Source organism: Caballeronia sp. SL2Y3, from assembly GCF_022879575.1.
Taxonomy (GTDB): Bacteria; Pseudomonadota; Gammaproteobacteria; order Burkholderiales; family Burkholderiaceae; genus Caballeronia.
Genome location: NZ_CP084260.1, coordinates 203,581 through 226,259, shown reverse-complemented (window position 1 = coordinate 226,259; position 22,679 = coordinate 203,581). Strand labels below are relative to the sequence as shown.

The 22,679-nt window shown below is 65.2% G+C and carries 22 protein-coding genes and 1 pseudogene; 9 read left to right on the top strand and 14 right to left on the bottom strand.

Annotation, left to right across the window (positions count from 1 at the left end; genetic code table 11):
* Positions 1–37: 37 nt before the first annotated feature.
* The 3 genes from LDZ26_RS01125 (at position 38) to hisC (ending at position 2,488) form a co-directional block, all read left to right on the top strand.
* Complete coding sequence (locus LDZ26_RS01125) at positions 38–655, top strand: 50S ribosomal protein L25/general stress protein Ctc (protein WP_244847797.1); 618 nt, start codon at positions 38–40, stop codon at positions 653–655.
* Between the two features lie 139 nt (positions 656–794).
* Positions 795–1,397, top strand: a complete 603-nt coding sequence (gene pth, locus LDZ26_RS01120; protein WP_244847796.1) for an aminoacyl-tRNA hydrolase — start codon at positions 795–797, stop codon at positions 1,395–1,397.
* Positions 1,398–1,417: 20 nt separating this feature from the next.
* On the top strand, positions 1,418–2,488 hold the full coding sequence (gene hisC / locus LDZ26_RS01115) for a histidinol-phosphate transaminase (protein WP_244847795.1): 1,071 nt from the start codon (positions 1,418–1,420) through the stop codon (positions 2,486–2,488).
* A 3-nt stretch (positions 2,489–2,491) separates the two neighbouring features.
* Here the strand turns inward: hisC and LDZ26_RS01110 are convergent, their stop codons facing one another.
* Positions 2,492–2,749, bottom strand: a complete 258-nt coding sequence (locus LDZ26_RS01110; RefSeq protein WP_159835144.1) for a YfhL family 4Fe-4S dicluster ferredoxin — start codon at positions 2,747–2,749, stop codon at positions 2,492–2,494.
* Between the two features lie 273 nt (positions 2,750–3,022).
* Here LDZ26_RS01110 and LDZ26_RS01105 point away from each other — a divergent pair, with 273 nt between their 5' ends.
* Positions 3,023–3,175 (top strand): hypothetical protein, encoded by a 153-nt coding sequence (locus tag LDZ26_RS01105; RefSeq protein ID WP_244847794.1) that lies wholly within the window; start codon positions 3,023–3,025, stop codon positions 3,173–3,175.
* A 13-nt stretch (positions 3,176–3,188) separates the two neighbouring features.
* On the opposite strand, the gene LDZ26_RS01100 is transcribed toward LDZ26_RS01105, so the two are convergent.
* On the bottom strand, positions 3,189–3,758 hold the full coding sequence (locus tag LDZ26_RS01100) for a hypothetical protein (protein ID WP_244847792.1): 570 nt from the start codon (positions 3,756–3,758) through the stop codon (positions 3,189–3,191).
* Positions 3,759–3,850: 92 nt separating this feature from the next.
* Here LDZ26_RS01100 and LDZ26_RS01095 point away from each other — a divergent pair, with 92 nt between their 5' ends.
* Positions 3,851–4,201 carry a winged helix-turn-helix domain-containing protein gene (locus LDZ26_RS01095; protein ID WP_244847791.1) on the top strand — a complete coding sequence of 117 codons (351 nt, stop codon included), beginning with the start codon at positions 3,851–3,853 and terminating at the stop codon, positions 4,199–4,201.
* A 24-nt stretch (positions 4,202–4,225) separates the two neighbouring features.
* Here the strand turns inward: LDZ26_RS01095 and coaD are convergent, their stop codons facing one another.
* Complete coding sequence (gene coaD, locus LDZ26_RS01090; RefSeq protein ID WP_244847789.1) at positions 4,226–4,732, bottom strand: pantetheine-phosphate adenylyltransferase; 507 nt, start codon at positions 4,730–4,732, stop codon at positions 4,226–4,228.
* Positions 4,733–4,830: 98 nt separating this feature from the next.
* Positions 4,831–5,475, bottom strand: coding sequence for a 16S rRNA (guanine(966)-N(2))-methyltransferase RsmD (rsmD, locus tag LDZ26_RS01085; RefSeq protein ID WP_244847788.1), 645 nt, complete (start codon positions 5,473–5,475; stop codon positions 4,831–4,833).
* A 207-nt stretch (positions 5,476–5,682) separates the two neighbouring features.
* On the opposite strand from rsmD, the gene ftsY reads away from it, so the two are divergent.
* The gene (gene ftsY, locus LDZ26_RS01080; protein ID WP_244847787.1) at positions 5,683–6,915 is read left to right on the top strand and encodes a signal recognition particle-docking protein FtsY; all 1,233 of its coding nucleotides are present in this window, start codon (positions 5,683–5,685) and stop codon (positions 6,913–6,915) included.
* Between the two features lie 45 nt (positions 6,916–6,960).
* On the opposite strand, the gene LDZ26_RS01075 is transcribed toward ftsY, so the two are convergent.
* Genes LDZ26_RS01075 through LDZ26_RS01065 form a run of 3 tightly spaced genes read right to left on the bottom strand, consistent with a single transcriptional unit; the run spans position 6,961 to position 8,948 of the window.
* Positions 6,961–7,593: a LysE/ArgO family amino acid transporter gene (locus tag LDZ26_RS01075; RefSeq protein ID WP_244847786.1), complete on the bottom strand. Its 633-nt coding sequence runs from the start codon at positions 7,591–7,593 to the stop codon at positions 6,961–6,963.
* Entirely contained in the window at positions 7,590–8,234 is a 645-nt protein-coding gene (maiA, locus tag LDZ26_RS01070; protein ID WP_244847784.1) for a maleylacetoacetate isomerase, read from the bottom strand. Before maiA ends, LDZ26_RS01075 begins: the two co-directional genes overlap by 4 nt.
* A gap of 15 nt (positions 8,235–8,249) precedes the next feature.
* On the bottom strand, positions 8,250–8,948 hold the full coding sequence (locus tag LDZ26_RS01065) for a fumarylacetoacetate hydrolase family protein (RefSeq protein ID WP_175939290.1): 699 nt from the start codon (positions 8,946–8,948) through the stop codon (positions 8,250–8,252).
* Between the two features lie 297 nt (positions 8,949–9,245).
* On the opposite strand from LDZ26_RS01065, the gene ybiB reads away from it, so the two are divergent.
* Both ybiB and leuA read left to right on the top strand, forming a co-directional pair.
* Positions 9,246–10,217: a DNA-binding protein YbiB gene (ybiB, locus tag LDZ26_RS01060; protein ID WP_175939288.1), complete on the top strand. Its 972-nt coding sequence runs from the start codon at positions 9,246–9,248 to the stop codon at positions 10,215–10,217.
* Between the two features lie 445 nt (positions 10,218–10,662).
* The gene (gene leuA, locus LDZ26_RS01055; RefSeq protein WP_244847783.1) at positions 10,663–12,315 is read left to right on the top strand and encodes a 2-isopropylmalate synthase; all 1,653 of its coding nucleotides are present in this window, start codon (positions 10,663–10,665) and stop codon (positions 12,313–12,315) included.
* Positions 12,316–12,334: 19 nt separating this feature from the next.
* Here the strand turns inward: leuA and LDZ26_RS01050 are convergent, their stop codons facing one another.
* Both LDZ26_RS01050 and LDZ26_RS01045 read right to left on the bottom strand, forming a co-directional pair.
* Positions 12,335–12,718, bottom strand: a complete 384-nt coding sequence (locus LDZ26_RS01050; RefSeq protein WP_244847782.1) for a nuclear transport factor 2 family protein — start codon at positions 12,716–12,718, stop codon at positions 12,335–12,337.
* A 45-nt stretch (positions 12,719–12,763) separates the two neighbouring features.
* On the bottom strand, positions 12,764–13,330 hold the full coding sequence (locus tag LDZ26_RS01045; protein ID WP_244847781.1) for an acyloxyacyl hydrolase: 567 nt from the start codon (positions 13,328–13,330) through the stop codon (positions 12,764–12,766).
* 354 nt (positions 13,331–13,684) lie between these two features.
* On the opposite strand from LDZ26_RS01045, the gene rpoH reads away from it, so the two are divergent.
* Positions 13,685–14,620, top strand: a complete 936-nt coding sequence (gene rpoH / locus LDZ26_RS01040; RefSeq protein WP_244848814.1) for an RNA polymerase sigma factor RpoH — start codon at positions 13,685–13,687, stop codon at positions 14,618–14,620.
* A 137-nt stretch (positions 14,621–14,757) separates the two neighbouring features.
* Here rpoH and nagE read toward each other — a convergent pair.
* The 5 genes and pseudogenes from nagE to LDZ26_RS01010 all read right to left on the bottom strand — a co-directional run bounded on the left by nagE (position 14,758) and on the right by LDZ26_RS01010 (position 22,230).
* Positions 14,758–16,535: pseudogene (gene nagE / locus LDZ26_RS25620) on the bottom strand (N-acetylglucosamine-specific PTS transporter subunit IIBC).
* A gap of 72 nt (positions 16,536–16,607) precedes the next feature.
* A complete protein-coding gene (gene ptsP, locus LDZ26_RS01025; RefSeq protein ID WP_244847780.1) occupies positions 16,608–19,196 on the bottom strand; it encodes a phosphoenolpyruvate--protein phosphotransferase in 2,589 nt (862 codons plus the stop codon).
* Between the two features lie 12 nt (positions 19,197–19,208).
* A complete protein-coding gene (locus LDZ26_RS01020) occupies positions 19,209–20,216 on the bottom strand; it encodes an SIS domain-containing protein (protein ID WP_244848812.1) in 1,008 nt (335 codons plus the stop codon).
* The gene (nagA, locus tag LDZ26_RS01015; protein ID WP_244847779.1) at positions 20,206–21,312 is read right to left on the bottom strand and encodes an N-acetylglucosamine-6-phosphate deacetylase; all 1,107 of its coding nucleotides are present in this window, start codon (positions 21,310–21,312) and stop codon (positions 20,206–20,208) included. The genes LDZ26_RS01020 and nagA overlap by 11 nt, the downstream gene beginning before the upstream one ends.
* A gap of 183 nt (positions 21,313–21,495) precedes the next feature.
* Positions 21,496–22,230 carry a GntR family transcriptional regulator gene (locus LDZ26_RS01010; protein WP_244847777.1) on the bottom strand — a complete coding sequence of 245 codons (735 nt, stop codon included), beginning with the start codon at positions 22,228–22,230 and terminating at the stop codon, positions 21,496–21,498.
* Positions 22,231–22,679: the final 449 nt, after the last annotated feature.

The following is a 22,679-nucleotide window of genomic DNA, read 5'->3' as shown; positions in this document are numbered from 1 at the left end:
TTCCCTGCCTGGTCGCGGGCAGTTATAGGAGTCAAAGATGAAAGTCGTCGCTTTCGAGCGTAGCAAGCAAGGTACGGGTGCGAGCCGCCGCCTGCGTAACTCGGGCAAGACCCCGGGTATCGTGTATGGCGGTAACGCGGACGTTCAACTGGTCGAGCTCGACCACAACGCCCTGTGGCACGCCCTGAAGAAGGAAGTGTTCCATTCGTCGATTCTCGACCTGGAAGTCGGTGGCAACTCGCAGCAAGTGCTGCTGCGCGACGTGCAATATCACCCGTTCAAGCAACTGGTGCTGCACGTGGATTTCCAGCGCGTCGATGCGACGAAGAAACTGCACACCAAGGTGCCGCTGCACTTCATGAACCAGGAAACGAATCCGGCTGTGAAGCTGGCGGGCGCCGTGATCTCGCACGTCGTCACCGAACTGGAAGTGGAATGCCTGCCGGGCGACCTGCCGGAATTCCTCGAAATCGATCTGGCGAAGATCGAAGCCGGCCAGACGATGCACGCGAAGGACATCGCGCTGCCGAAGGGCGTCGCGCTGACCGCGCACGTCGAGGCGGAAAACCCGGTGGTGGCATCGGCGACCGTGCCGGCTGCGAAGCAGTCGGATGCGGCAGGCGACGCAGCGGAAGGCGAAACGCCGGCTGCCTAAGCTTCGCAAGGTGCCTGACGGCGCTGTAGTATCCTCTCGATCCGTTCACGGAACGGTCGACGTGACCCGCCGGTGTGCAAGCCCCGGCGGGTTTTTTTTGGCATGACAACACGCGGGCTGCGGCTCGCGACGATTCGACATGATCAAGCTGATCGTTGGCCTCGGCAATCCGGGCGCCGAATACACGGCGACGCGCCATAACGCGGGCTTCTGGTTCGTCGATCAACTGGCGCGCGATGCCGGCGCGACGCTGCGCGAGGAACGGCGCTTTCACGGGCACTACGGCAAAGGGCGTCTGCACGGCCAGGAGATTCACCTGCTGGAACCGCAGACGTTCATGAATCGCTCAGGCCAGTCGGTGGTTGCGGTCGCGCAATTCTTCAAGATCCTGCCCGACGAGATTCTCGTCGCGCACGACGAACTCGACCTTCCGCCCGGCACCGTCAAGATGAAGCTCGGCGGCGGCAGCGGCGGCCACAACGGGCTCAAGGACATTTCGGCGCATCTGTCGTCGCAGCAATACTGGCGCTTGCGCATCGGCATCGGGCATCCGCGCGATCTGATTCCGGAAGGCGCGCGGACGGGCGCGAAGCCGGACGTCGCGAATTTCGTGCTGAAGCCGCCGCGCCGCGAGGAGCAGGACGTCATCGACCAGTCCATCGAGCGCGCGCTCGCCGTCATGCCTTTCGTCGTCGCGGGCGAGACCGAGCGCGCGATGATGAACCTGCACCGCACTTCCTGACCACGAATCCGGAGCCCAACGTGAGCCGTTTCTGGAGCGATATCGTTCACCGTCTGACGCCGTATGTGCCGGGCGAGCAGCCCGCGCTGACGCATCCGATCAAGCTGAACACGAACGAAAATCCGTATCCGCCGTCGCCGCGCGTGGTCGAGGCGATCCGCCGCGAACTCGGCGAGGACGGCGCGTCGCTGCGCAAGTATCCCGATCCGACGGCCCGCGCGCTGCGCGAGGCGGTGGCCGCGCACCACGGCGTGCGCGTCGAGCAGGTTTTCGCGGGCAACGGTTCCGATGAAGTCCTCGCGCATGCATTCCAGGCGCTGCTCAAGCGCGACCTGCCGATCCGCTTTCCCGATATCACGTACAGCTTCTATCCGGTCTACGCGCAGCTATACGGCGTCGCGTACGAGACGATTCCGCTCGATGCCGCTTTCGCCGTCGATATCGACGCGTACGGCGCGCCGAACGGCGGCGTGCTGCTGCCGAACCCGAACGCGCCGACCGGCCGCGCGCTGCCGCTCGCGGACATCGAAGCGTTGTTGAAGGCGAATCCGGACGTGCCGGTGATCATCGACGAGGCGTATGTCGATTTCGGCGCGCAATCCGCCGTGAGCTTGATCGACACGTATCCGAACCTGCTCGTCGTGCAGACGACATCGAAGGCGCGCTCGCTCGCGGGCATGCGCGTGGGCTTCGCGTTCGGCGATGCGGCGCTGATCGAAGGGCTGACGCGCGTGAAGGACAGCTTCAATTCGTATCCGCTCGATCGGCTCGCCCAAGCGGCGGCGCTCGCGTCGTACGAAGATCGCGCGTGGTTCGAGGAAAGCTGCAGCAAGGTCGTGGCGAGCCGCGAAAGGCTGAACGCGCGCTTGCAAAGCCTGGGATTCGACGTGGTGCCTTCGGCGGCCAACTTCGTGTTCGCGAAGCATCCCGCTCACGATGCCGCCGCCCTCGCCGCCGCGCTCCGGCAGCGGGAGATTTTCGTGCGGCACTTCAAGCTGCCGCGCATCGACCAGCATTTGCGTATTTCCATCGGCACGGACGCCGAATGCGATGCGCTGACGGCTGCGCTCGAAGAACTGATCGGCGGTTAAGCGTTATCGGCCCTTCGCCGCCATCAACGCGTGGTACTTCGTGAGCAGTTGCTCCGGCGTTTCGACGTGCGCCGGATCGCGCGGAATGCACTCGACGGGGCAGACTTGCTGGCACTGCGGTTCGTCGAAGTGGCCGACGCATTCCGTGCACTTGTTCGGATCGATCACGTAGATGTCCGTACCCATCGAAATGGCGTCGTTGGGGCACTCGGGCTCGCAGACGTCGCAGTTGATGCACTCGTCGGTGATGATCAGAGACATGTCGCAGCCAGCTTTGCGTTAAAAAACAAGCGATTATAGCGCGCTGGCGCGTGGCTCGCCGGTGTGCTCGATTGCGAACAGCGCGCCGACCCTCAGCTTTGGCGGGCTCTCGCCGTAAAGCAGCAGTGAATTAAGAGCGCCCGTCGCGCGGCCGGATCGTTATAGATTTCATATCGATTTCCGGCTTCGTTCTGCCGCTATTCATCACTGTAAGAGCGACTTATGCTTGCGCTTCCCCGTCTCGTCGGATGCGCCACGTGCCGTCGACCCGGAGTGGCATGGTTCACCGTGATCACGTTGTCGAACCGCAAGTGCACGCTCACCGCCCTCGGCAGCACGCTGTATGTCGTGTTCTGGACGTTTTGGGTCGTGGTCATCATGCTGTCCCTGCTCTCTCCGAACGCTTTCTTGCATCACCGCCCATAGCGGCGCGTCGGCGCTAGTCTTCGAGCCGTTCTCCGCGAGGCAGCCCGTGTCTGAACACGATGGCCAGCAAGGCTTTCGCGGCGTACAGCACAATCAACGCGCCGGCCAGATCGCCAGCGACCATCACGAAAAACCGCTCGACGATATTCTGCGTGTCCCCGCGCAGCGCAAACCAGATGTGATGCAAAAGCGGATTCGCAATCGAATAAGCGAGCGCGAGAATCAACAGGCGGTTCGCGGTGAGATTCGCCAATGACGCCTTGAGCCCGTACCGCTCGCGCGCCAGCCGATACACCGCATACGGCGCGACCGTCGCGATGATGCCCCCGGCGAACGCTCGCACCGGGTCGTGCGGAAAGAAGTAGAAGAAATCGACGAGCCAGCTCGCGATCAGCAAGCCGAGCGCGCCGTCGCCGCCCAAAAGAAGCGTACTGAACAGCCTCACGCCCGACGGCAGATAGATCCAGTTGACGCCCCGCACGAACTCGGTGTGCGTGAAGACGCGCTCATTGAGCCACAAAGACAGCACGAACACGGCCGCTGTGCCAACCACGGAGACGACGTGCAAGCGCAGATTGGACATGGGAGTAGAATGGCCGCCACCCGTTGTTATCGGCTCATCTTAGCTCACGCGGTTGACGCGGATCGAGCCATCACACTGGATGAAGCACAGGCGTGACCCGCCCCGCCGATATCTATCTCCGATTTCTTCAGTTCGCCGAAGCGTTGCGCGGCTTGCCCGCGCTCGATCCGCTGGAGGAGCGCATCCTTGAATTCGTCGCGCGCATGAGTCAGCAGAAAGCGCGTCTTTCCGTGCGGGACATGATGGCGCAGAGCCAGTTCGGATCGCCCGCGACGCTGCACGCGCGCATCGCGTCGATGCGCGAGAAGGGCTGGATCGTCCTCACCGATACCGAAGACGCGCGCCGCAAGCAGATCGAGTTGACGCCCGGCGCGCTACGTCACTTCGACAGGCTCGCCGAGGCATTCGCCAAAGCGGCAAACAAGCACGGCTCGCCGGAGTGAGCAACGCGGCGCTCATGCTCATGCTTACGGCGCGGCGGGATCCTTTTGAGGAACAGCCGCGACCTTGTCGGTCAGCCGCTTCTCGACGGAAGGGAACACGAACTTGCTGACGTCGCCGCCGAGTTGCGCGATCTCGCGCACGATGGTGCCCGAGATGAATTGATACTGATCCGACGGCGTCATGAACATCGTCTCGACGTCGGGCAGCAGATAGCGGTTCATGCCGGCCATCTGGAACTCGTATTCGAAGTCCGACACGGCGCGCAGGCCGCGCACGATCACGCGCGCGTTGTTCTTGCGCACGAAGTCCTTCAGTAGCCCGGTGAAGCTGCTCACTTGCACGTTCGGATAATGCCCGAGCACGTCATGCGCGATATCGAGCCGCTCCTGCAGCGTGAAGAACGGCTTCTTCGCGCGGCTGTCGGCCACGCCCACGACCAGCGTATCGAAAATGCTCGATGCGCGCCGCACGATGTCTTCATGCCCGCGCGTCAGCGGGTCGAATGTTCCCGGGTACACGGCGACAACCATGAGCTTCTCCTCTTTTATTGACCTTGGGCCGCGCTCCGGCGACCGTCATTCCCGCGATGCGCGTTCCGGTACGGCTCCGCCCGGACGCGGCAGGCGCATTATTCCTCATTTCGGCGGCGCAGCAAATGATACCGAACCGCGCCCGCCTTGCCCTCGCGGGCCACGGCCCAGCCGGACAAAGCGTCGATGGCGTCGGGGTCCAGCGGCTCGCCGCATTCGACGTAGATCGCGCCATCGGACGCTGCGAGCGGCGCGGCGACTTCGAGCGCGCGCGTGAGCAACGCTTGATCACCGAAAGGGGGATCGAGAAAAATCACGTCGAACGATCCGGGCGTGAGCCCGGCGGCGAGGCGCAGCGCATCGGCTTCGGCCACTTCGATGTTGCGGGCGGCGAGCCGGTCCAGGTTCGCGCGAAGCTGCGCGGCGGCGCGCGAGCTGCGTTCCACCATCAGCACGCGCGATGCGCCGCGCGACGCCGCCTCGAATCCGAGCGCCCCGCTGCCGGCGAAGAGATCGAGACATCGCTGCCCGTCGAGATCCTGACCGAGCCAGTTGAAGAGCGTCTCGCGCACGCGGTCGGGCGTCGGACGCAGGCCTTCGAGATCGAGCACGGGCAGCGGCGTGCGCTTCCAGTTCCCGCCGATGATACGGATGGTGTGCGGCTTGCCGCTGCGCGAAGGCGCGCGGCGAGAGGCGGCGGAAGCGGCGGAGGCGGTCGGGCGTGATGCGGAAGAACGGGACATAGAGGAAAGCGTTGGAATCGGGCGCGAGCGCCGAATGCACGGCGCGCATGGTGAAAGCCAACGTTACCACAGGCGGCTGGCGCACAAGCGCGATAGACGGCGCCTGATAAAATACGCGGCTTACCTCTTCTTGCGCGGGCCATTGCGCGGCGTTGTTCCACGAGCGCGCCGGGCCGTCGATTGACGCGCGCATCATCGTCCGAGATCATGTTCAGCTTTTTCAAACGATTCAAAAAGCCGGCTGACGCGCCGCTCGACCCTTCCGCCGAGAACACGCCCGACGCCATCGAGGACGAAGAAGCGTCCGCTCCCGTGATCGAGGCGGAACTGGAACGCGAGCCCGCCGTCGACGCCGCCATTCCTGCCGAAGCGCCGCCTGCCGAAGTCGAGCCTGAACCGCCCGCTCAGCCCGCTCAAGCTGCCGCGAACGATCAACCCGCACCGTATTGGCAGGGCCGCACGCAGTCCCAATGGCTGCGCGCGCCGGAGACCGACGAGGCGAGCGAAGAAGTGCTTCCGCCGCCCGAGCCCGACGCCGCCGCGAAGAAGTCGTGGCTGTCGCGCCTGAGGAACGGACTCTCGAAGACGAGTTCGAGCCTGACCGGAATCTTCGTCGGCGCAAAGATCGACGAAGACCTGTACGAGGAACTCGAAACCGCGCTCTTGATGTCGGACGCGGGCGTCGATGCGACCGAATTCCTGCTCGAATCGCTGCGCGAGAAAGTGCGCGCCGAGCGGCTGACCGAAGCCTCGCAGGTGAAGGCGGCGTTGCGCGAACTGATCGTCGATTTGCTGCGTCCGCTCGAAAAGTCGCTGATGCTCGGCCGCGCGCAGCCGCTGGTAATGATGATCGCGGGCGTGAACGGCGTCGGCAAGACGACGAGTATCGGCAAGCTGGCGAAGCACTTGCAGAGCTTCAATCAGTCGGTGCTGCTCGCCGCCGGCGACACCTTCCGCGCCGCCGCCCGCGAACAGCTCACCGTCTGGGGCGAACGCAACAACGTGACGGTGATCGCGCAGGAAAGCGGCGACGCGGCCGCCGTCATCTTCGACGCCGTGGGCGCGGCGCGCGCCCGCAAGATCGACGTGATGATGGCCGACACCGCCGGCCGCCTGCCGACGCAACTGCATCTGATGGAAGAGTTGCGCAAGGTGCGCCGCGTGATTGCGAAGGCCATGCCGGATGCGCCTCACGAAGTGCTGCTCGTCATCGACGCGAACACGGGGCAAAACGCGCTGGCGCAAGTGAAGGCGTTCGACGATGCGCTCGGCTTGACCGGCCTCATCGTGACCAAGCTGGACGGCACGGCGAAGGGCGGCATCCTCGCCGCCATCGCGCGGCAGCGGCCGATTCCGGTGTACTTCATCGGCGTCGGCGAGAAGGTCGAGGACTTGCAGCCGTTCAAGGCGGAAGAATTCGCCGACGCGTTGCTCGGTTGATCTGCGAAAAAAGGGCGTCCGCGAGACGCCCTTTTTCTCGTCGCTTCAGCGCGAAAACACCAGCGCCGCCGCAATCCACCACATGACGCAGCCGACGATCACGTCGAGCACGCGCCACGACACGTCCTTTTGGAACCACGGCTCCAAAAGACGCGCCCCATAGCCGAGCGCCGTGAACCAGATGACGGACGAACACATCGCCCCGGCCGCGAACCACGCATTGCCCGGCCACGCATGCCGCGCGCCGATACCGCCGAGCAGCACGACCGTATCGAGATAAACGTGCGGGTTCAAGAGCGAGAGCGCGACCACGGTGGACGCAGCCGCGACCGCCGTCTGCGAATCGCCGTCCGATGCGTTCAGATGCCCCGGACCGCGCCACGCCGCGACGAACGCGCGCAAGCCGTAGAGGAACAGGAACACCGCGCCCGCCCAGCGAATCACGTCGAGCAGAAACGGCGCACGCGCGATCAGCGCGCCCATGCCGCCGACGCCGAGCGCGATCAACATGACGTCGATGAACGCGCAGATCGCCACGACGATGCCCACGTGCCGCCGCTTGAGCCCCTGCCGCAGCACGAACGCATTCTGCGCGCCGATCGCCACGATCAGGCTCGCTCCCAATCCCGCACCCGACAAGTAACTCGACAGGGCTCCCGCAGAGACCGCCGCCGTCATTCGGCGTCCGGCTGCTGCGCGGGGGCGGCGCGCATGAAGCCGTCGATCTGGTTCGCGAAATCGGCAATGCGCTCGATGGTCGGATAAGGCGCGAGGTCGATGCCGAAGCGCCGCGCGTTGAACACCTGCGGCACGATGCACAGATCGGCGATGGTCGGCGTGTCGCCGAACGTCAGCTTGCCGATGCGCGGATCGGCCGCGAGGCGCTTTTCGAGCGATTCGAAACCCGTTTCCACCCAATGCCGGTACCACGCGTCCTTCGCCTCGTCCGGCACCTTCACGTGATGCTTGAGGTACTTCAGCACGCGCAGGTTATCGAGCGGATGAATCTCGCAGGCCACCTGCAACGCCACCGACCGGACGAACGCGCGGTCCGACGCGCCACGCGGCAAAAGCGGCGGCTCGGGATGCGTCTCGTCGAGATATTCGATGATGGCGAGCGACTGCGTGAGCACGTCGCCGTCCACGACGAGCGTCGGCACGATGCCGTCCGGATTCAGCGCGCGATATTCGGGCTTGAGTTGCAGGCCGCCGTCGCGCAGCAGATGAACGCCCTCGTACTCGTAGTCGAGACCCTTCAGATTAAGCGCGATGCGCACGCGATACGCCGCCGAGCTTCGGAAATAGCTGTAGAGCTTCATTGTCCGCGCGCCGCCTCAGACCACGCGCACGGAGAAGTCGCCGATGCCGTCCACGCCGCCCTTCAGCAGGTCTCCCTTCACGACCGCGCCGACGCCTTCGGGCGTGCCGGTGAAGATGAGATCGCCAGGGAACAGCTCGAAGAGCGTCGACAGATAGGCCACCGTCTCGCCGACCGACCAGATCAGCTGCGAGATGTCCGAACGCTGCTTTTCCTCACCGTTGACCGTGAGCCAGATCGCGCTCTTTTCCAGATGCCCGACCTTCGACACCGGATGAATCGGGCCGAGCGGCGCGGAGTGGTCGAAGCCTTTCGCCGTATCCCACGGACGGCCGAGCTTCTTCGCTTCGGCTTGCAGGTCCCGACGCGTCATGTCGAGGCCGAGCGCGTAGCCGTACACGTAGTCGAGGCCCTTGTCGGCGGGAATGTCCTTGCCCTGCTTGCCGATTGCCGCGACGAGTTCCATCTCGAAGTGCAGGTTCTTGGTCTGCGACGGATACGGCAACTCGCCGGTCGAACCCGGCGCGACGTACAGCACGGCGTCGGCGGGCTTGCTGAAGAAGAACGGCGGCTCGCGGTCGGGATCGTGGCCCATTTCCCGCGCGTGCGCTTCGTAGTTGCGCCCGACGCAGTAGATGCGGCGCACGGGAAACTGCTCGTTCGAACCCGCGACCGGAACGGCGGTCGCCGGCGCCGGGGGAAACACATAAGTCATCCCGCTCTCCTGTTTGATGTTAGTCGATCGCCGGCGCATCCACGCTCGCCGCCGGAGTCGCAAAAAGCGAGTGTAACGTGCCGGCGCGAATCGTGGCGAGCCTTGTCCGGCGCGGGCGCGCGAGCTTTCGGACGGCCTGCTGTCATCCTTCGAGTCGCCGCGCAATCACACCCGATGCCTGTCCCGGAACTTGCAAGCAGCGCTTAAATGCGATACTGAGTGTCATACCGCATCTTCCACTCGCGACGGCGCCGCTCAGGACCATGTAAATGAGCGCCCGTTCTGCGCACGCTTCCGATGACCGACACTCCACCTCCTTCTTTCCCCTGCGCGCGCTATATCAAGGAAATCGGGCGCGGCCCGAACGGCGCGCGCGCACTTTCGCGTGACGACACCTATTCGCTCTACGAAGCCATGCTCGATGGCCGCGTCTCCGACGTCGAACTCGGCGCCGTGCTGCTCGCGTATCGCGTGAAGGGCGAGACCGCCGCCGAACTCGCCGCGATGCTGGCGGCGGCGCATCGTTCGTTCGAGCCGCTGCATGTGCAGGAAGGCCGCGAGCACGCGCGGCCCGTGTCGATCCCGAGCTACAACGGCGCGCGCAAGCAGCCGAACCTGACGCCGCTGCTCGCGCTCCTGCTCGCGCGCGAAGGCGTGCCGGTGCTGGTGCATGGCGTGGTGGACGATCCGGGCCGCGTGACGAGCGCCGCGATCTTCGCCGAAGTGGGCATTCCGCACGCCGCGTCGCCCGACGAGATCGAGGACAGCCTCGCCTCGCGCCGCCTCGCGTTCGCGCCGGTGACGGCGCTCGCGCCCAAGCTCGCGCGGCTGCTGGACCTTCGGCGCGTGATGGGCGTGCGCAATTCGACGCACACGCTCGTCAAGATTCTGCAGCCGTTCGCGGAGCCGGGCCTGCGGCTCGTCAACTACACGCACCCCGAATATCGCGACAGCCTCACCGCGCTGTTCACCGAACACCCGGACGCCGCGCAAGGCGGCGCGCTGCTCGCGCGCGGCACCGAAGGCGAGGCGGTCGCGGACACGCGCCGCCAGGTGCAGATCGACTGGTTCCACGACGGCCACGCCGAGACGCTCGTCGCGCCCGAGCGTTCGCAAGCGGACGCGCCCGCCGTCGAACTGCCCGAATCGCTCGATGCCGCCACTACCGCCCGCTGGATCGAAGACGTGATGCGGGGCGACGTGCCGGTGCCGCCCGCCATCGCGCGTCAGGTGGAGCTGATCGCGGATGTCGTGCGCCGGCCGGTATAGGCACCGCAATCGGAAAATCCGCATTTGACACCTTCTTCAACGCTGGTTTAAAGTAGGCCAATGCGTTTCACCCAATTCTTCTCCCTCCGAATTATTTCGGGCCGCCTAGCGCGGCCCCTATCGCTACGTCTAGCGTAAGTCGCCAGACGTAGCGGCGCGCGTCGCCAGGCGCACGTTCCCGCCAGCCGTTCCCGCAGTTCCTTCCTTACCACCTAGTAGTCGTCAGTTTTTCGTTCGCGCATCCCGCGAATCGAAAACGCGAGGGTCACATGCACGCTGCTTCGCGCACGTTCACGTTGGTCGCAGGCGTCACCGTCGCCGGTGCGCAATGGGATCGTGCGCGCGGTTCTGCTTCACGTGCTTCATGTGCATCGCGCCGCACCCGGCCAGCCGCCGGCGTCGGCCGCTCTCGCAGGCGCTACGCTGCTGAAAGAGATCGACGATCATGATGCCGAACCCCGCCGAGAAATACCGCCCGTTCCCGCAAGTCCGTCTGCATGGCCGCCGCTGGCCGAATCGCACGATCGAGAAGGCGCCCATCTGGATGAGCACCGATCTGCGCGACGGCAATCAGTCGCTGATCGAGCCGATGAGCATTGCAGCGAAGCTCGAATTCTTCGAGATGCTGGTGGCAACGGGTTTCAAGGAAATCGAGGTGGGATTCCCGTCGGCGTCGCAGACCGATTTCGACTTCGTGCGCAAGCTGATCGACGAAAAGCGCATTCCCGACGACGTCACCATCGAAGTGCTCGTGCAATCGCGCCGCGAACTGATCGAGCGCACGTTCGAAGCGGTCGAGGGCGCGAGCAAGGTCATCGTGCATCTCTACAACGCGATTGCGCCGTCGTTTCGGCGCATTGTGTTCAATCAGTCGAAGGACGAAGTGAAGGCGCTGGCCGTCGAGGGCACGCGCATCATCAAGGAATGCGCGGCGGCGCGGCCGGGCACGCACTGGATCTACCAGTATTCGCCCGAGACTTTCAGCATGACGGAGCTGTCGTTCGCGCGCGAAGTGTGCGATGCCGTGGCGCAAATCTGGCGTCCGACGCCGGACCACAAGATGATCGTCAATCTGCCGGCGACGGTCGAATCCGCCACGCCCAACGTGTTCGCCGATCAGGTCGAATGGATGGACCGCAACATGGGCTTTCGCGACAGCATCGTGCTCTCGGTGCATCCGCACAATGATCGCGGCACGGCGGTCGCGGCGGCGGAACTTGCGCTGCTCGCGGGCGCGGATCGCGTCGAAGGCTGCCTCTTCGGCAACGGCGAGCGCACCGGCAACGTCGATCTCGTCACGCTCGCGCTCAATCTGTACACGCAGGGCATCGATCCCGGCCTGGACTTCTCGGACATCGACGCGGTGCGGCGCGTGGTCGAACGCTGCAATCAGCTTCCGGTGCATCCGCGCCATCCGTACGCGGGCGACCTCGTGTTCACCGCGTTTTCCGGCTCACATCAGGACGCGATCCGCAAAGGATTCGCGCAGCGCGTGCCCGGCACGCCGTGGGAAGTGCCCTATTTGCCGATCGATCCCGCCGATCTCGGCCGCAGCTACGACGCCGTGATTCGCGTGAACAGCCAGTCGGGCAAAGGCGGCGCGACCTATCTGCTCGAACGCGGCCTCGGCTTCACGCCGCCGCGCCGCGTGCAGATCGAGTTCAGTCATGCGGTGCAGGCGGTGGCGGACGAATCGGGCGAGGAGATCAGCGGCGACGCCATCTGCGCGCTCTTCAGGCGCGAGTATTTCGACGCCGGCGGGCCGGTATTGCGCGTGGATGCGGCGGCGGTTTCCGTCTTCGGGCGAAACATTGCGGTGCCGTCGGCTTCGAGCGCTGCAAGCGAGGAAGATTACGCACAGGCGGTCGCCGCGAGTCTGGACGTCGGCGCGAGCGTGAGCTGGTTCGAATCGACGGTCACGGCGAACGGCGAAACCGCCGTCTTCGTGGGCTGCCGCGTCGCCGACGAATCCATGCGCTTCGGCGTCGCGGTGCACGCGAATCCGGCGCTCGCGGTCGTCGATGCGGTCGTGAGCGCGGTGAATCGCTCGAAGGGAATCGCGCGGAAGGTGCGCGAGGACGAGGCGGTGGAAGCCTGACAGCCTGGCCGGCGGCGCGCTATTCCAGCGCCACGCGCGTCGCCTGAAGCGCGAGCAGTTGCCACTGGCCGCCGGTTTGCACGTGAATCGCCGTATAGGCGATGGGAAAAAGCAGCGCGCCGTTCTTCGCTTCCATTTCGACCAGCGCGCGGCCCGACACCAGGCAAGTCTCGGGACCGGCTAAGACGACGTCCTGCGTCTGGATCTCGATCTGACGATAGCGGCGGCGCCCGGCCGTGATCGCGTCGATGAACTGACGCTTCGTCTCGCGCTTGCCGTTGGTGTGGACATAGCTGACGTTCTCGGCCAGCAGCGCTTCGAGCGCGGCGCCGTCGCCCTCGACCATCGCCCGAAAGCGGTCGCGCTCCAGGCCGCGGATGGCCTCAAAGGTTTTTGCCGGCATCTGTCGGTTCCCCTTGCGCCGGGGAACCGATGCGCCGGCGCCCCTTCAGAAGTTGTATTGCAGATATAGCTGGCTGAAATTTATACCAGGATTCGGCTCTTTGATACTCGCGTTCGAGAGATGCTGGAAGCGAAAGCCGGCCTGATAGTTCTGCTTCTCGCCGAAGATGGCGCCCACGCCGACCATATCGGCGAACTGGAAGCCGCTGGAGAGCGTGTAGTCTTCCGTGATCCGGGCGTGCGAGAGCAGCCGGACGCCGATGCCCGCCTCCACGAACGGCCGGATGTAGCCCGAGCTTTTCACGAAACGCAGAACCGGTGTCACGCCGAACTCCCAGACGTTCGGATTCACCGAGTTGCTTTCCTTCGTGTGCCAGTACGCGACGTGTCCCTCGCCGAGCAGCGTGAAGTGGAAACCGCCGATTTCCCACCACGTCAGGTTCGGGTCCCAGACAATGCCGACATCGGCTTTCTTGAAGTCATGGTTGGCGACGCCGCCCGCTATCTGAAGTCCGAACCGGTCGGCATGCGCTGCCGCCGATGCAAGGGCGAGTGAAACCGCGATGGCGCCGTGAGACAACAAGCTGCGCCAGAGAACCTTGTTTTTCTGCATGAGCGCCCCATGTATGGGTAGTGTTACGTCCCGCCGAGCGGTGGTCGGCGCATTGTATTTCGGCTGACACATATTTGCACAATCCAGCGTATCTCGCCGCTTTGATTGAATAATCCGTTGCGCTAATGCTCCTACACGGTAATAAGTTCGATCTAACGCTTCGCCTTCGGTAAGTTCAGCGCAATCGCTGGAGCCGGAAACCTATCAAACCCACAAAATCAATAGTTTCGTGGGAACTCCCACACGTCGTTTCCCTCTAACACTTAGCACTCAGTTGGACGGAGTGCTAATATCGTGACTGGCCTGCTGCCGCCGTTGCGGCTACAGGCAATTGTTGACAAGGAGCTTATGAGCGTGACCAATGCGATGACCCTTCCGAATGTTGTAGGCTCGGCACCTGCCAAGGCATCTTCGGCAGGCGCGCTGACGTACGCACAGTCGTCGATGCTGACCGGTCAGATCGGCAACATCGATTCCTACATACAAGCAGTGAACCGTATTCCGATGCTGTCGCCGGCAGAGGAACGTCAGTACGCCACCGAATTTCGCGAGCACGGCAACCTGAACGCCGCGCGGCAGCTCGTGCTGTCGCACCTGCGTCTCGTCGTGTCGATTGCCCGCAACTATCTGGGCTACGGCCTGCCGCACGCAGACCTGATTCAGGAAGGCAACATCGGTCTGATGAAGGCGGTGAAGCGCTTCGATCCGGAGCAAAACGTGCGCCTCGTGTCGTACGCCATGCACTGGATCAAGGCGGAGATCCACGAGTACATCCTGCGTAACTGGCGCATGGTGAAAGTCGCGACGACCAAGGCGCAGCGCAAGCTGTTCTTCAACCTGCGCAGCCATAAGACCGGCCACGCAGCGTTCACGCCGGACGAGATCAACGGCCTCGCAAGCGAGTTGAACGTCAAGCGCGAAGAGGTCGCGGAGATGGAAACGCGCCTTTCGGGCGGCGACGTCGCGCTGGAAGGACAAGTGGAAGACGGCGAAGAAGCGTTTGCGCCGATCGCCTATCTCGCGGACTCGCACAACGAGCCGACAAACGTGATCGCCGCGCGCCAGTTCGACAAGCTGCAAAGCGACGGCCTTTCGACGGCGCTGGAATCGCTCGACGAGCGCAGCCGCCGCATCATCAAGGCGCGCTGGCTGGACGTGCAGGACGACGGATCGGGCGGCAAGACGCTGCACGAACTGGCCGACGAGTTCGGCGTGTCGGCGGAGCGCATTCGCCAAATCGAGGCGAGCGCCATGAAGAAGATGCGCACCGCGCTGCACGACTACGCGTAACGCCGCGGCAGAACGGAAGCCAAGCGTGTTCGAACCCCGCTGTCGAAAGACAGCGGGGTTTTTGTTTGCGTGCGCAGCGCGTTGAAAACAAAAACGGCGCCCGAAGGCGCCGCTTCTACGACTAACCGCTTACCGCATCAGGCCGGCATGGGCGCTGCGCCGCCACCGTTGCCCGCGAGACGCGCGGCCATCTGCGCCGCGTACCGCTGCGCTGCCGAGCCGACGACAATGTGGAACGTGTCCGCCGACACCCACGCGACATCCAGTTGCGACAGACGCTGACGATCCACCGACGACGGATCGCGCACGACCACGCGCAGGCGCGTTTGCGCCACCGCATCGAGCGAAACGACGTTGGTCGCGCCGCCGAACACCGCGAGCCAGCGCAGCGGGTCCGGATCAAGCGGGCCAGCGGTCTGATCGGTTACGCCTGCCGTCGCAACTGCATGCGCCGGAGCCGACGAAGCCGGCGTCGCGCCGCGCGTCGACGAGTGTTCGAGTTCGCCGCGAATTTCATCGGCGATCAGGTCCGCTTCCGGTCCGATGATGACCTGCACGTTCGTCTTGCCGCGCTTCAGCACGCCACGCGCGCCGATGGTCTTCAATTGCGGTTCCGACACAGCGTCCGTGTCCACCACCGACAGACGCAGGCGCGTCGTGCAGGCATCGACGAGCGTCAGGTTCGACGCGCCGCCCAGCGCCGCGATGTACTTCGTGGCGCGCGTGCTCGCCGCTGCCGGCGCGACGTCGCCCGGCACATAGCCGCCGACCGGCGTGGCATCGGTTTGCGCGTCGGTGGTGGCCGGCTCGCGGCCCGGCGTCGCCATGTTGAACTTGCGGATGAAGAAGCGGAACAGGCCGTAATACACGATGCCGTACACGAGGCCGATCGGAATCGCCAGCCAGCCGCGCTGCGACAGGCCGTAGTTCAGCACGTAGTCGATCGCGCCCGCCGAGAACGTGAAGCCGAGGTGAATGCCGAGCGCCGAGCAAATGGCGAGCGACAGGCCCGTCAGCACCGCGTGGATGCCGTAGAGCACCGGCGCGAGGAACATGAAGCTGTATTCGATCGGCTCGGTCACGCCCGTGAGGAACGCGGTCAGCGCCATCGAGAACAGCAGGCCGCCGACCACCGCGCGGCGCTCCTTCGGTGCTTCGTGGAACATCGCGAGACACGCCGCCGGCAAGCCGAACATCATGATCGGGAAAAGCCGGTCATGAAGCCGCCCGCCGTTTGGTCTCCCGCGAAGAAGCGATGCAGGTCGCCGTGCACCACCGCGCCGCCGCCGGGCGGCGTGAACGACCCGAACACGAACCACGCGAGCGAGTTGATGATGTGATGCAGACCCGTCGCGAGCAGGATACGGTTCAGCACGCCGAACACGAACGTGCCGAGCGCGCCGGCCGTCGTCAGCCAGTTGCCGGCCGTGTCGATGCCGGACTGCACCGGCTGCCAGACGAAGCCCAGCACGATGCCGATGAACAGACACGTGACGCCTGTCACGATCGGCACGAACCGCTTGCCGCCGAAGAACGCCAGATATTCGGGCAGCTTGATGTCCTTGAAGCGGTTGTACATGTACCCCGCGAGCATACCGGCGATGATCCCCGACAGCACGCCCATGTTGAGCTTGTCGTTGATGTCCTTCATCACGGCCGTTTCGATCAGATAGCCGATCGCGCCGGCGAGACCCGCCGTGCCGTTGTTGTCCTTCGCGAAGCCCACCGCCACGCCGATTGCGAACAGAAGCGGCAGGTTCGAGAAGATGGCGTCGCCCGCGTCGGCGATCATCTTGATGTTGAAGACATCGGGCTGGCCTAGACGCAACAGCAGGCCGGCCACCGGTAAAACGGCAATCGGCAGCATCAGGGCGCGGCCTAGGCGCTGCATCTTTGCAAACGGGTTAGCGTCCATCGGGGGTTCTCCAAAAGATATAGGTCTTGTCGTTGCTGCTCGGGTTGTGGCTAGGAAAGAAGCATCAAGCGTTTAGTCCTGCGGCCAGATTTCGCGGCTGGCCGCTCTTACTGCCTGCGCCGATTCGAGCGCGAGCACGTCTTCCGCGCGCTGACGGCAAAGCTGGTAATCGAGATTGCGCACGCGCGCCTTGATGCCCGGCACCGCGGACGGATCGACCGACAATTCCGTCACGCCAAGGCCCACGAGCAGCGGCACCGCGAGCGGATCGCCGCCGAGCGCGCCGCATACGCCGACCCATTTGCCGTGCTTTTCCGCGCCCTGCACTGTCGTCTTGATGAGCCGCAGCACGGCCGGATGCAGGCCGTCGGACTGCGCGGCGAGATCGGGCTGGCAGCGGTCCATCGCGAGCGTGTATTGCGTGAGATCGTTCGTGCCGATCGAGAAGAAATCCGCGTATTTCGCGAGTTGATCGGCCAGCATCGCCGCCGACGGCACCTCGATCATCACGCCCACTGCCACCGGCTCCGTGCGCCCGGCTTCGCGCGCCAGTTCGTTGATGCGCGCACGCAGGCGCTGCAGTTCGCCGGCATCGGTGACCATCGGCAGGAGAATGCGCACCGCGCCCGCCGGCTTGACGGCGAGCAGGCCGCGCAACTGGTCGTCGAGCAGATCGGGGCGCACTTGCGCGAGCCGGATGCCGCGCAAGCCGAGCGCCGGATTCTCTTCGGGCGGCAGCGTCAGATAGTCCACTTCCTTGTCGGCGCCGACATCCAACGTGCGGATGATCGCGGTGCGGCCGGCCAATGCATCGACGATTTCCTGATAGCTCGACGCGTGTTCCGCGACCGTCGGCGCAGCCTGGCGATGGATAAAAAGCAGTTCGGTGCGCAAGAGGCCCACGGCGTCCGCGCCGTTTTCGACCGCGGCCTTGGCGTCGTCGAGCGTGGCGATGTTCGCCGCGATTTCGACATGACGGCCGTCGCGCGTCGCTGCCGCCTGCTGCGACATCTTGCGGTTCGCCTCGCGCACGCCCGCAAGACGCTCGCGCTCGTGCCGCGCCCGTTCGACATCCAGCGCGCTCGGCGCATATTCGAGGCGGCCCGCCGACGCGTCCACGACCACTTGCGCGTCTTCGGCAATCCCGTGCAGCGCATCGCCGATGGCGACGAGCGCCGGAATGCCGATCTGCCGCGCGATGATCGCCGCATGCGAGGTCGCGCCGCCACGCGACATCACGAGCGCCGTGACGCGCGTGCGGTCAATCGACGCCAGATCCGACGGCGTGAATTCGACGGCCGCGAGCACGGCTTCGTCCGGCAGCGCGCGCGCCGCCGTGTTCGTGAGGCCGAGCGCGCGCAGCACGCGCTTTTCGATGTCGCGCAGGTCGGCGGCGCGTTCGGCGAGCAGCGCGTCGTTCACGTTGTTGAGCAGCGCGATCTGCGCGCGGATCGCCTCGCGCCACGCGAAGCCCGCGCTCTTGCCGAGGCTGATGAGATCGCGGGCGGCATCGACCAGCGTCGGGTCTTCCAGCAACACGCGATGCACCGCGAAAATGCCCGCTTCGCCGACCGCGCCGCGCTGGGACGCGGTGCGCACGGTGACTTCGAGGTCGGCATCGACCTGCGCGATGGCCTTATCCAGCGCGCGGCTCTCCGCCGCCGACGGACCGCTCGCCTGTTCCGGCGGCACGATCTCCTGATCGTCCCAGCGCACCAGCTTGCCGACCGCGATGCCCGGCGCCGCGCACACGCCCGCGAGCGTGTTCGGCGGCAGCGGCCCGGCGGACGCGCGAACCGCCGCGACCGGCGCGGGCGACTTCTCACGCGCGGGCGTCTCTTCGACTTCGCCTTGCGCCGCGCGCAGCAATTCGGTGGCGACGGCATCCACTGCTTCTTGCGCCTGCGCGCCCATGCCGACGAGTTCGATGGTCGCGCCCTCGCCCGCGCCCAGCCCGAGCAGGCCGACCACGCTTTCGACCGGCGCCTTGCGGCCTTCGAAGCGCACTTCCACCTTGGCGTCCAGACCGCGCGCCGCCTCGCGCGCCCGCGCCGCCGGCCGTGCGTGCAGGCCGCCCGCGTGGGCCAGCGTGACGGTGCGCCGCGCTTCGGTCATCACGTTGGACGACGAACGCGCCACGTGCGCCGCCGCGCCGTCCTTCGCGCGCAGCACGAGCATGCGCGCGCCCGCCTTCAGCACGCCACGGCCGGCGCGCTCTGCGACCTCGAACGCGTCGCCGTTGGCGATTGCGATCACCGAGACGAGACTCGGCGCGTGCTGCGCGACGAAATCCGCGTTGAACTCGATGAGCGGCTGGCCCGCGCGCACCGTCGCGCCTTGTTCGACCATCGGCGCGAAGCCCTCGCCGCCCAGCTCGACCGTGTCGATGCCGATATGCACGAGAATCTCCGCGCCCGCTGCCGTGCGCAGCGTGACCGCGTGATGCGTGCGCGCGAGATGCGTCACGGTGCCGTCGCACGGCGCGAGAAGCACGTTATCGAGCGGATCGATGCCGATGCCGTCGCCGAACATCCCCTCGGCGAACACGGGGTCGGGCACGTCGGCGAGCGGCACGACGGGACCGGTAAACGGAGCGAGCAGAACGATATCGCTCGGGTTATCGGTGGAATGGTTCAACACGGACTCCTCGGCACGGCGCATCGTCTATCTCACTCAATGGGTTTCGGTGACCTTGTTCAGGTGGCGCGGCGCGTCGGGGTTGCGCCCGCGCGCGGCGGCAAGACCCGCGGCCATCACGTAGAACGAAAGGATCGCGGCGATCGGATCGAGCGCCGGGTGGTCGGTGGCGACGAGCGGCAATTCGGCGCCGGGCACGTCGTCGGGTGCTGCGAGCAGCACGCGTGCGCCCCGCGCGCGCATGTCAGCGGCCAACTGGATGAGACCCGCCTGCTCCGGCCCGCGCGGCGCGAACACGAGCAGCGGATAGTCGCGGTCGATGATTTCCATCGGACCATGTCGCACTTCCGCGCTCGAAAACGCTTCGGCCTGAATGCCGGAGGTTTCCTTCAGCTTGAGCGCCGCTTCCTGCGCAATGGCGAGCCCGAGGCCGCGCCCGACGACGATCATGCGGTCGACGCCCTTCAGTTCATCCACGGCGCGCGTCCAGTCGAGCTTGCCCGCCGCGCGCAGCGCATCCGGCAGCGACTTCAGCGCGTTCAGCAGTTCGGCGTCGCGCTGAACGTGCGCGATCACGATGGCCGAGAGCGACAGCATCGCGATATAGCTTTTCGTCGCTGCAACCGAAAGCTCCGGTCCGGCTAAGAGCGGCAGATAGTATTCGCAGGCGTGCTCCAGCGGCGATCCGGCGACGTTGACGGCCGCGACGGTGAATGCGCCGGCTTCGCGCAGCGCCTGCATGGTGCCGACGAGATCCGGGCTCTTGCCCGACTGCGAAAACGCGACGGCAAGCTGGCCGGACACGCGCAGCGGCGCTTGCTGCAACGTGGCGACGGACATCGGCAGCGACGCGACCGGCACGCCGATGCGGCTCATCGTCAGGCTGGCGAAATAGCTCGCGGCGTGGTCCGAGCTGCCGCGAGCGACGGTCAACGCAACGTGACGCGGCTGCTCCGCGAGCTTCACGGCGAGCGCCTCGATGCGCGAGGTATCGGCGAGTTGGGCCGCGACGACATCCGCGGACTCCAGCGCCTCAGTGAGCATGTTCGACAATCGATTCTCCTTCGACATAAGTGGCGGTCAGCGCGAAGTCCCGGTCGAGCACGACCATGTCGGCCCATGCGCCGCGCGCGATGCGGCCGCGGTCTTCGAGTCCGAGATAGTCGGCGGGATAGCGCGACAAGCGATTCGAAACGTCCGCGAGCGGAATGCCCAGCGAGACGAGATTGCGCAGCGCCTGATCCATGGTCAGCGTGCTGCCTGCGAGCGTGCCGTCCGCGAGACGCACGCCGCCCATGCACTTGGTGACGTGCTGGCTGCCGAGGCGGTATTCGCCGTCCGGCATGCCCGCCGCCGACGTGCTGTCGGTCACGACGTAGAGTCGCGGAATGGCGCGCATGGCGGCGCGGATTGCGCCGGGGTGAACGTGCAGCAGGTCGGGAATCAGTTCGGCGTACTCCGCATGCGCGAGCGCCGCGCCGACCATGCCGGGATCGCGATGATGCAGCGGCGACATGGCGTTGAAGAGATGCGTGAAGCCGCGCGCGCCGTGCTTCAGCGCGTTGACGGCGTCGTCGTAGGTGCCGAGCGAATGACCGAGTTGCACGCGCACGCCGCGCGCGGCCATGTCGGCGATGATTTCGAGATGACCCGAGATCTCCGGCGCGATGGTCACGACGCGAATGGGCGCGAGGTCGAGGTACTTGAGCACTTCGTCGCGCACGGCGACCGCGGCGGCGTCCGGCTGCGCGCCGAGCTTGCCCGGATTGATGTACGGCCCTTCGAGATGCACGCCGAGCACGCGCGCACCGCTCGGCGCGCGGCGCTTCGCTTGTTCGCCGAGGCCGGCGACGACCTGCATCAGTTCGTCGCGCGGCGCGGTCATCGTCGTGGCGAGCAGGCTCGTCGTGCCGTGTTGTGCGTGCTGGCGCGCGACGGTATCGGCCGCGTCGCCGCCTTCCATGATGTCGCGGCCGCCGCCGCCGTGCACGTGCAGGTCGATGAAGCCCGGCAGGATGTACGGCGCGTCATTCGACGTCGGATCGGCTATGTGGCCTTCGAGCGCCGTCACGCGGCCGTTCTCGAAACGCACGGTGCCGTGAATCCAGCCGTCGTTCGTCAGTATGTTCCCTTTCAGCATGAAGTTCTCTGGAAGTACGCAATGCGTAGGAGGTTCAGGTGCGGTTCGCGCCGTGCTGCGAGCACGCTGGTCCGCGCGGATGCTTCGGTGCGCGGCCGGCGAACGGCTTCTTTTGGTCCTCTCGTTCTCTTTCTTGCTCTCTTCTTTCAATGCCTGATGACGCCGGCCGAGCTGCACCCGCGCTCATCGATGCAGTTCCGCGACGAAGTCGTAGTAGTCGTCGCGGCAATAGGTGTCCGTCAGTTCGATCGCCCGCCGTTGCGCCGAATAGCCGATGCGCGTGATCACGAGCAGCGCGGCGCCGGGCGCCACGGCCATCAGCCGGGCGACTTCGGCGCTCGCGTTCACCGCCCGAAAATGCTGCAACGCGCGCACCACTGCCTGACCGCGCTCCTCCAGGTACCGGTACAGCGACGCGCCGATCAGCAACGGGTCCGGCACCAGCCACGCCGGCAGTGTGGAATGCTCGACCGCCATCACGATGCCATCCGCCCGCCGCAATCTCCTGAGACTCGCAACGAGCGCGCCGGGCGACAGACCCAGATGAACGGTCTCGTCGCGATTCGCGGGCCTCAGTCCGCGGCCGAGCCACACCGAATCGGGCAGGAAACCGCGCTGTTCCATCTTGCGCGTGAAGCCGGTTAATCTGGACAACGGATCTTCCACGCGCGGCGTGATGAAATTGCCCGCGCCGCGCACCCGCTTGATCAGCCCTTGCTCGACGAGCAACGCGATGGCCTTGCGCGCCGTGATACGCGATACGCCAACGCCCTCCGCCAACGTGCGCTCCGAAGGCAGCGCCTCTCCCGCCGACCACGTGCCCGCGTGAATGGCTGAAGCCAGGCGCGAGGCAAGCTGGAGATAAAGCGGCGTATCGCTGCTTTCATCCGGAGTGAGATTCTTCCAACTTCCTCTCATGAAAGAGCCTCACGCGGCTTTAGGTGGAGCCCATTATATAACCAACATAATACCAGTCAACGCGTGTCGAAAGGCTTGTGACGGAAGTCAAATGCCGTCTCTAATCAATAAGTTACAACTTGTTTAGACGGTGGTTTCGCAACAGGGCCGCTATCGGGACTTACCCGGATACCGAGGTCAATGGAACCAGTCGCCGTCCACTGCCAAACAGGTCCATAAATTCGGGCATTTTCGTATTCGCACGAGCGTGCTTTCTTTGGCACAATGCGTCCATTAGTTCGGAATCGCAACTAATTCAAATAGAAACACATATTTTTGAGAGAGCAAACGCACAATGGGATGTTTTGATCGGAGTCGGGCTGTCGAGGCCGTGCGGCGCTTCAACCGGTTTTACGCGCGTCACGCAGGCGCTTTTCACGAGCGGCTACATAAGAGTCATTTTTCGTTGA

Bases quoted from the DNA above. Each gene is read 5' to 3' on its own strand.
- LDZ26_RS01100 (WP_244847792.1), bottom strand. From the start codon at position 3,758: ATGTCCAATCTGCGCTTGCACGTCGTCTCCGTGGTTGGCACAGCGGCC.
- maiA (WP_244847784.1), bottom strand. From the start codon at position 8,234: ATGAAGCTCTACAGCTATTTCCGAAGCTCGGCGGCGTATCGCGTGCGC.
- coaD (WP_244847789.1), bottom strand. From the start codon at position 4,732: ATGGTTGTCGCCGTGTACCCGGGAACATTCGACCCGCTGACGCGCGGG.
- LDZ26_RS01065 (WP_175939290.1), bottom strand. From the start codon at position 8,948: ATGACTTATGTGTTTCCCCCGGCGCCGGCGACCGCCGTTCCGGTCGCG.
- LDZ26_RS01110 (WP_159835144.1), bottom strand. From the start codon at position 2,749: ATGTCTCTGATCATCACCGACGAGTGCATCAACTGCGACGTCTGCGAG.
- ptsP (WP_244847780.1), bottom strand. From the start codon at position 19,196: ATGCGCCGTGCCGAGGAGTCCGTGTTGAACCATTCCACCGATAACCCG.
- rsmD (WP_244847788.1), bottom strand. From the start codon at position 5,475: ATGTCCCGTTCTTCCGCATCACGCCCGACCGCCTCCGCCGCTTCCGCC.
- LDZ26_RS01020 (WP_244848812.1), bottom strand. From the start codon at position 20,216: ATGCTCACTGAGGCGCTGGAGTCCGCGGATGTCGTCGCGGCCCAACTC.
- LDZ26_RS01075 (WP_244847786.1), bottom strand. From the start codon at position 7,593: ATGACGGCGGCGGTCTCTGCGGGAGCCCTGTCGAGTTACTTGTCGGGT.
- ybiB (WP_175939288.1), top strand. From the start codon at position 9,246: ATGACCGACACTCCACCTCCTTCTTTCCCCTGCGCGCGCTATATCAAG.
- LDZ26_RS01045 (WP_244847781.1), bottom strand. From the start codon at position 13,330: ATGCAGAAAAACAAGGTTCTCTGGCGCAGCTTGTTGTCTCACGGCGCC.
- pth (WP_244847796.1), top strand. From the start codon at position 795: ATGATCAAGCTGATCGTTGGCCTCGGCAATCCGGGCGCCGAATACACG.
- LDZ26_RS01125 (WP_244847797.1), top strand. From the start codon at position 38: ATGAAAGTCGTCGCTTTCGAGCGTAGCAAGCAAGGTACGGGTGCGAGC.
- nagA (WP_244847779.1), bottom strand. From the start codon at position 21,312: ATGCTGAAAGGGAACATACTGACGAACGACGGCTGGATTCACGGCACC.
- LDZ26_RS01050 (WP_244847782.1), bottom strand. From the start codon at position 12,718: ATGCCGGCAAAAACCTTTGAGGCCATCCGCGGCCTGGAGCGCGACCGC.
- LDZ26_RS01010 (WP_244847777.1), bottom strand. From the start codon at position 22,230: ATGAGAGGAAGTTGGAAGAATCTCACTCCGGATGAAAGCAGCGATACG.
- leuA (WP_244847783.1), top strand. From the start codon at position 10,663: ATGATGCCGAACCCCGCCGAGAAATACCGCCCGTTCCCGCAAGTCCGT.
- ftsY (WP_244847787.1), top strand. From the start codon at position 5,683: ATGTTCAGCTTTTTCAAACGATTCAAAAAGCCGGCTGACGCGCCGCTC.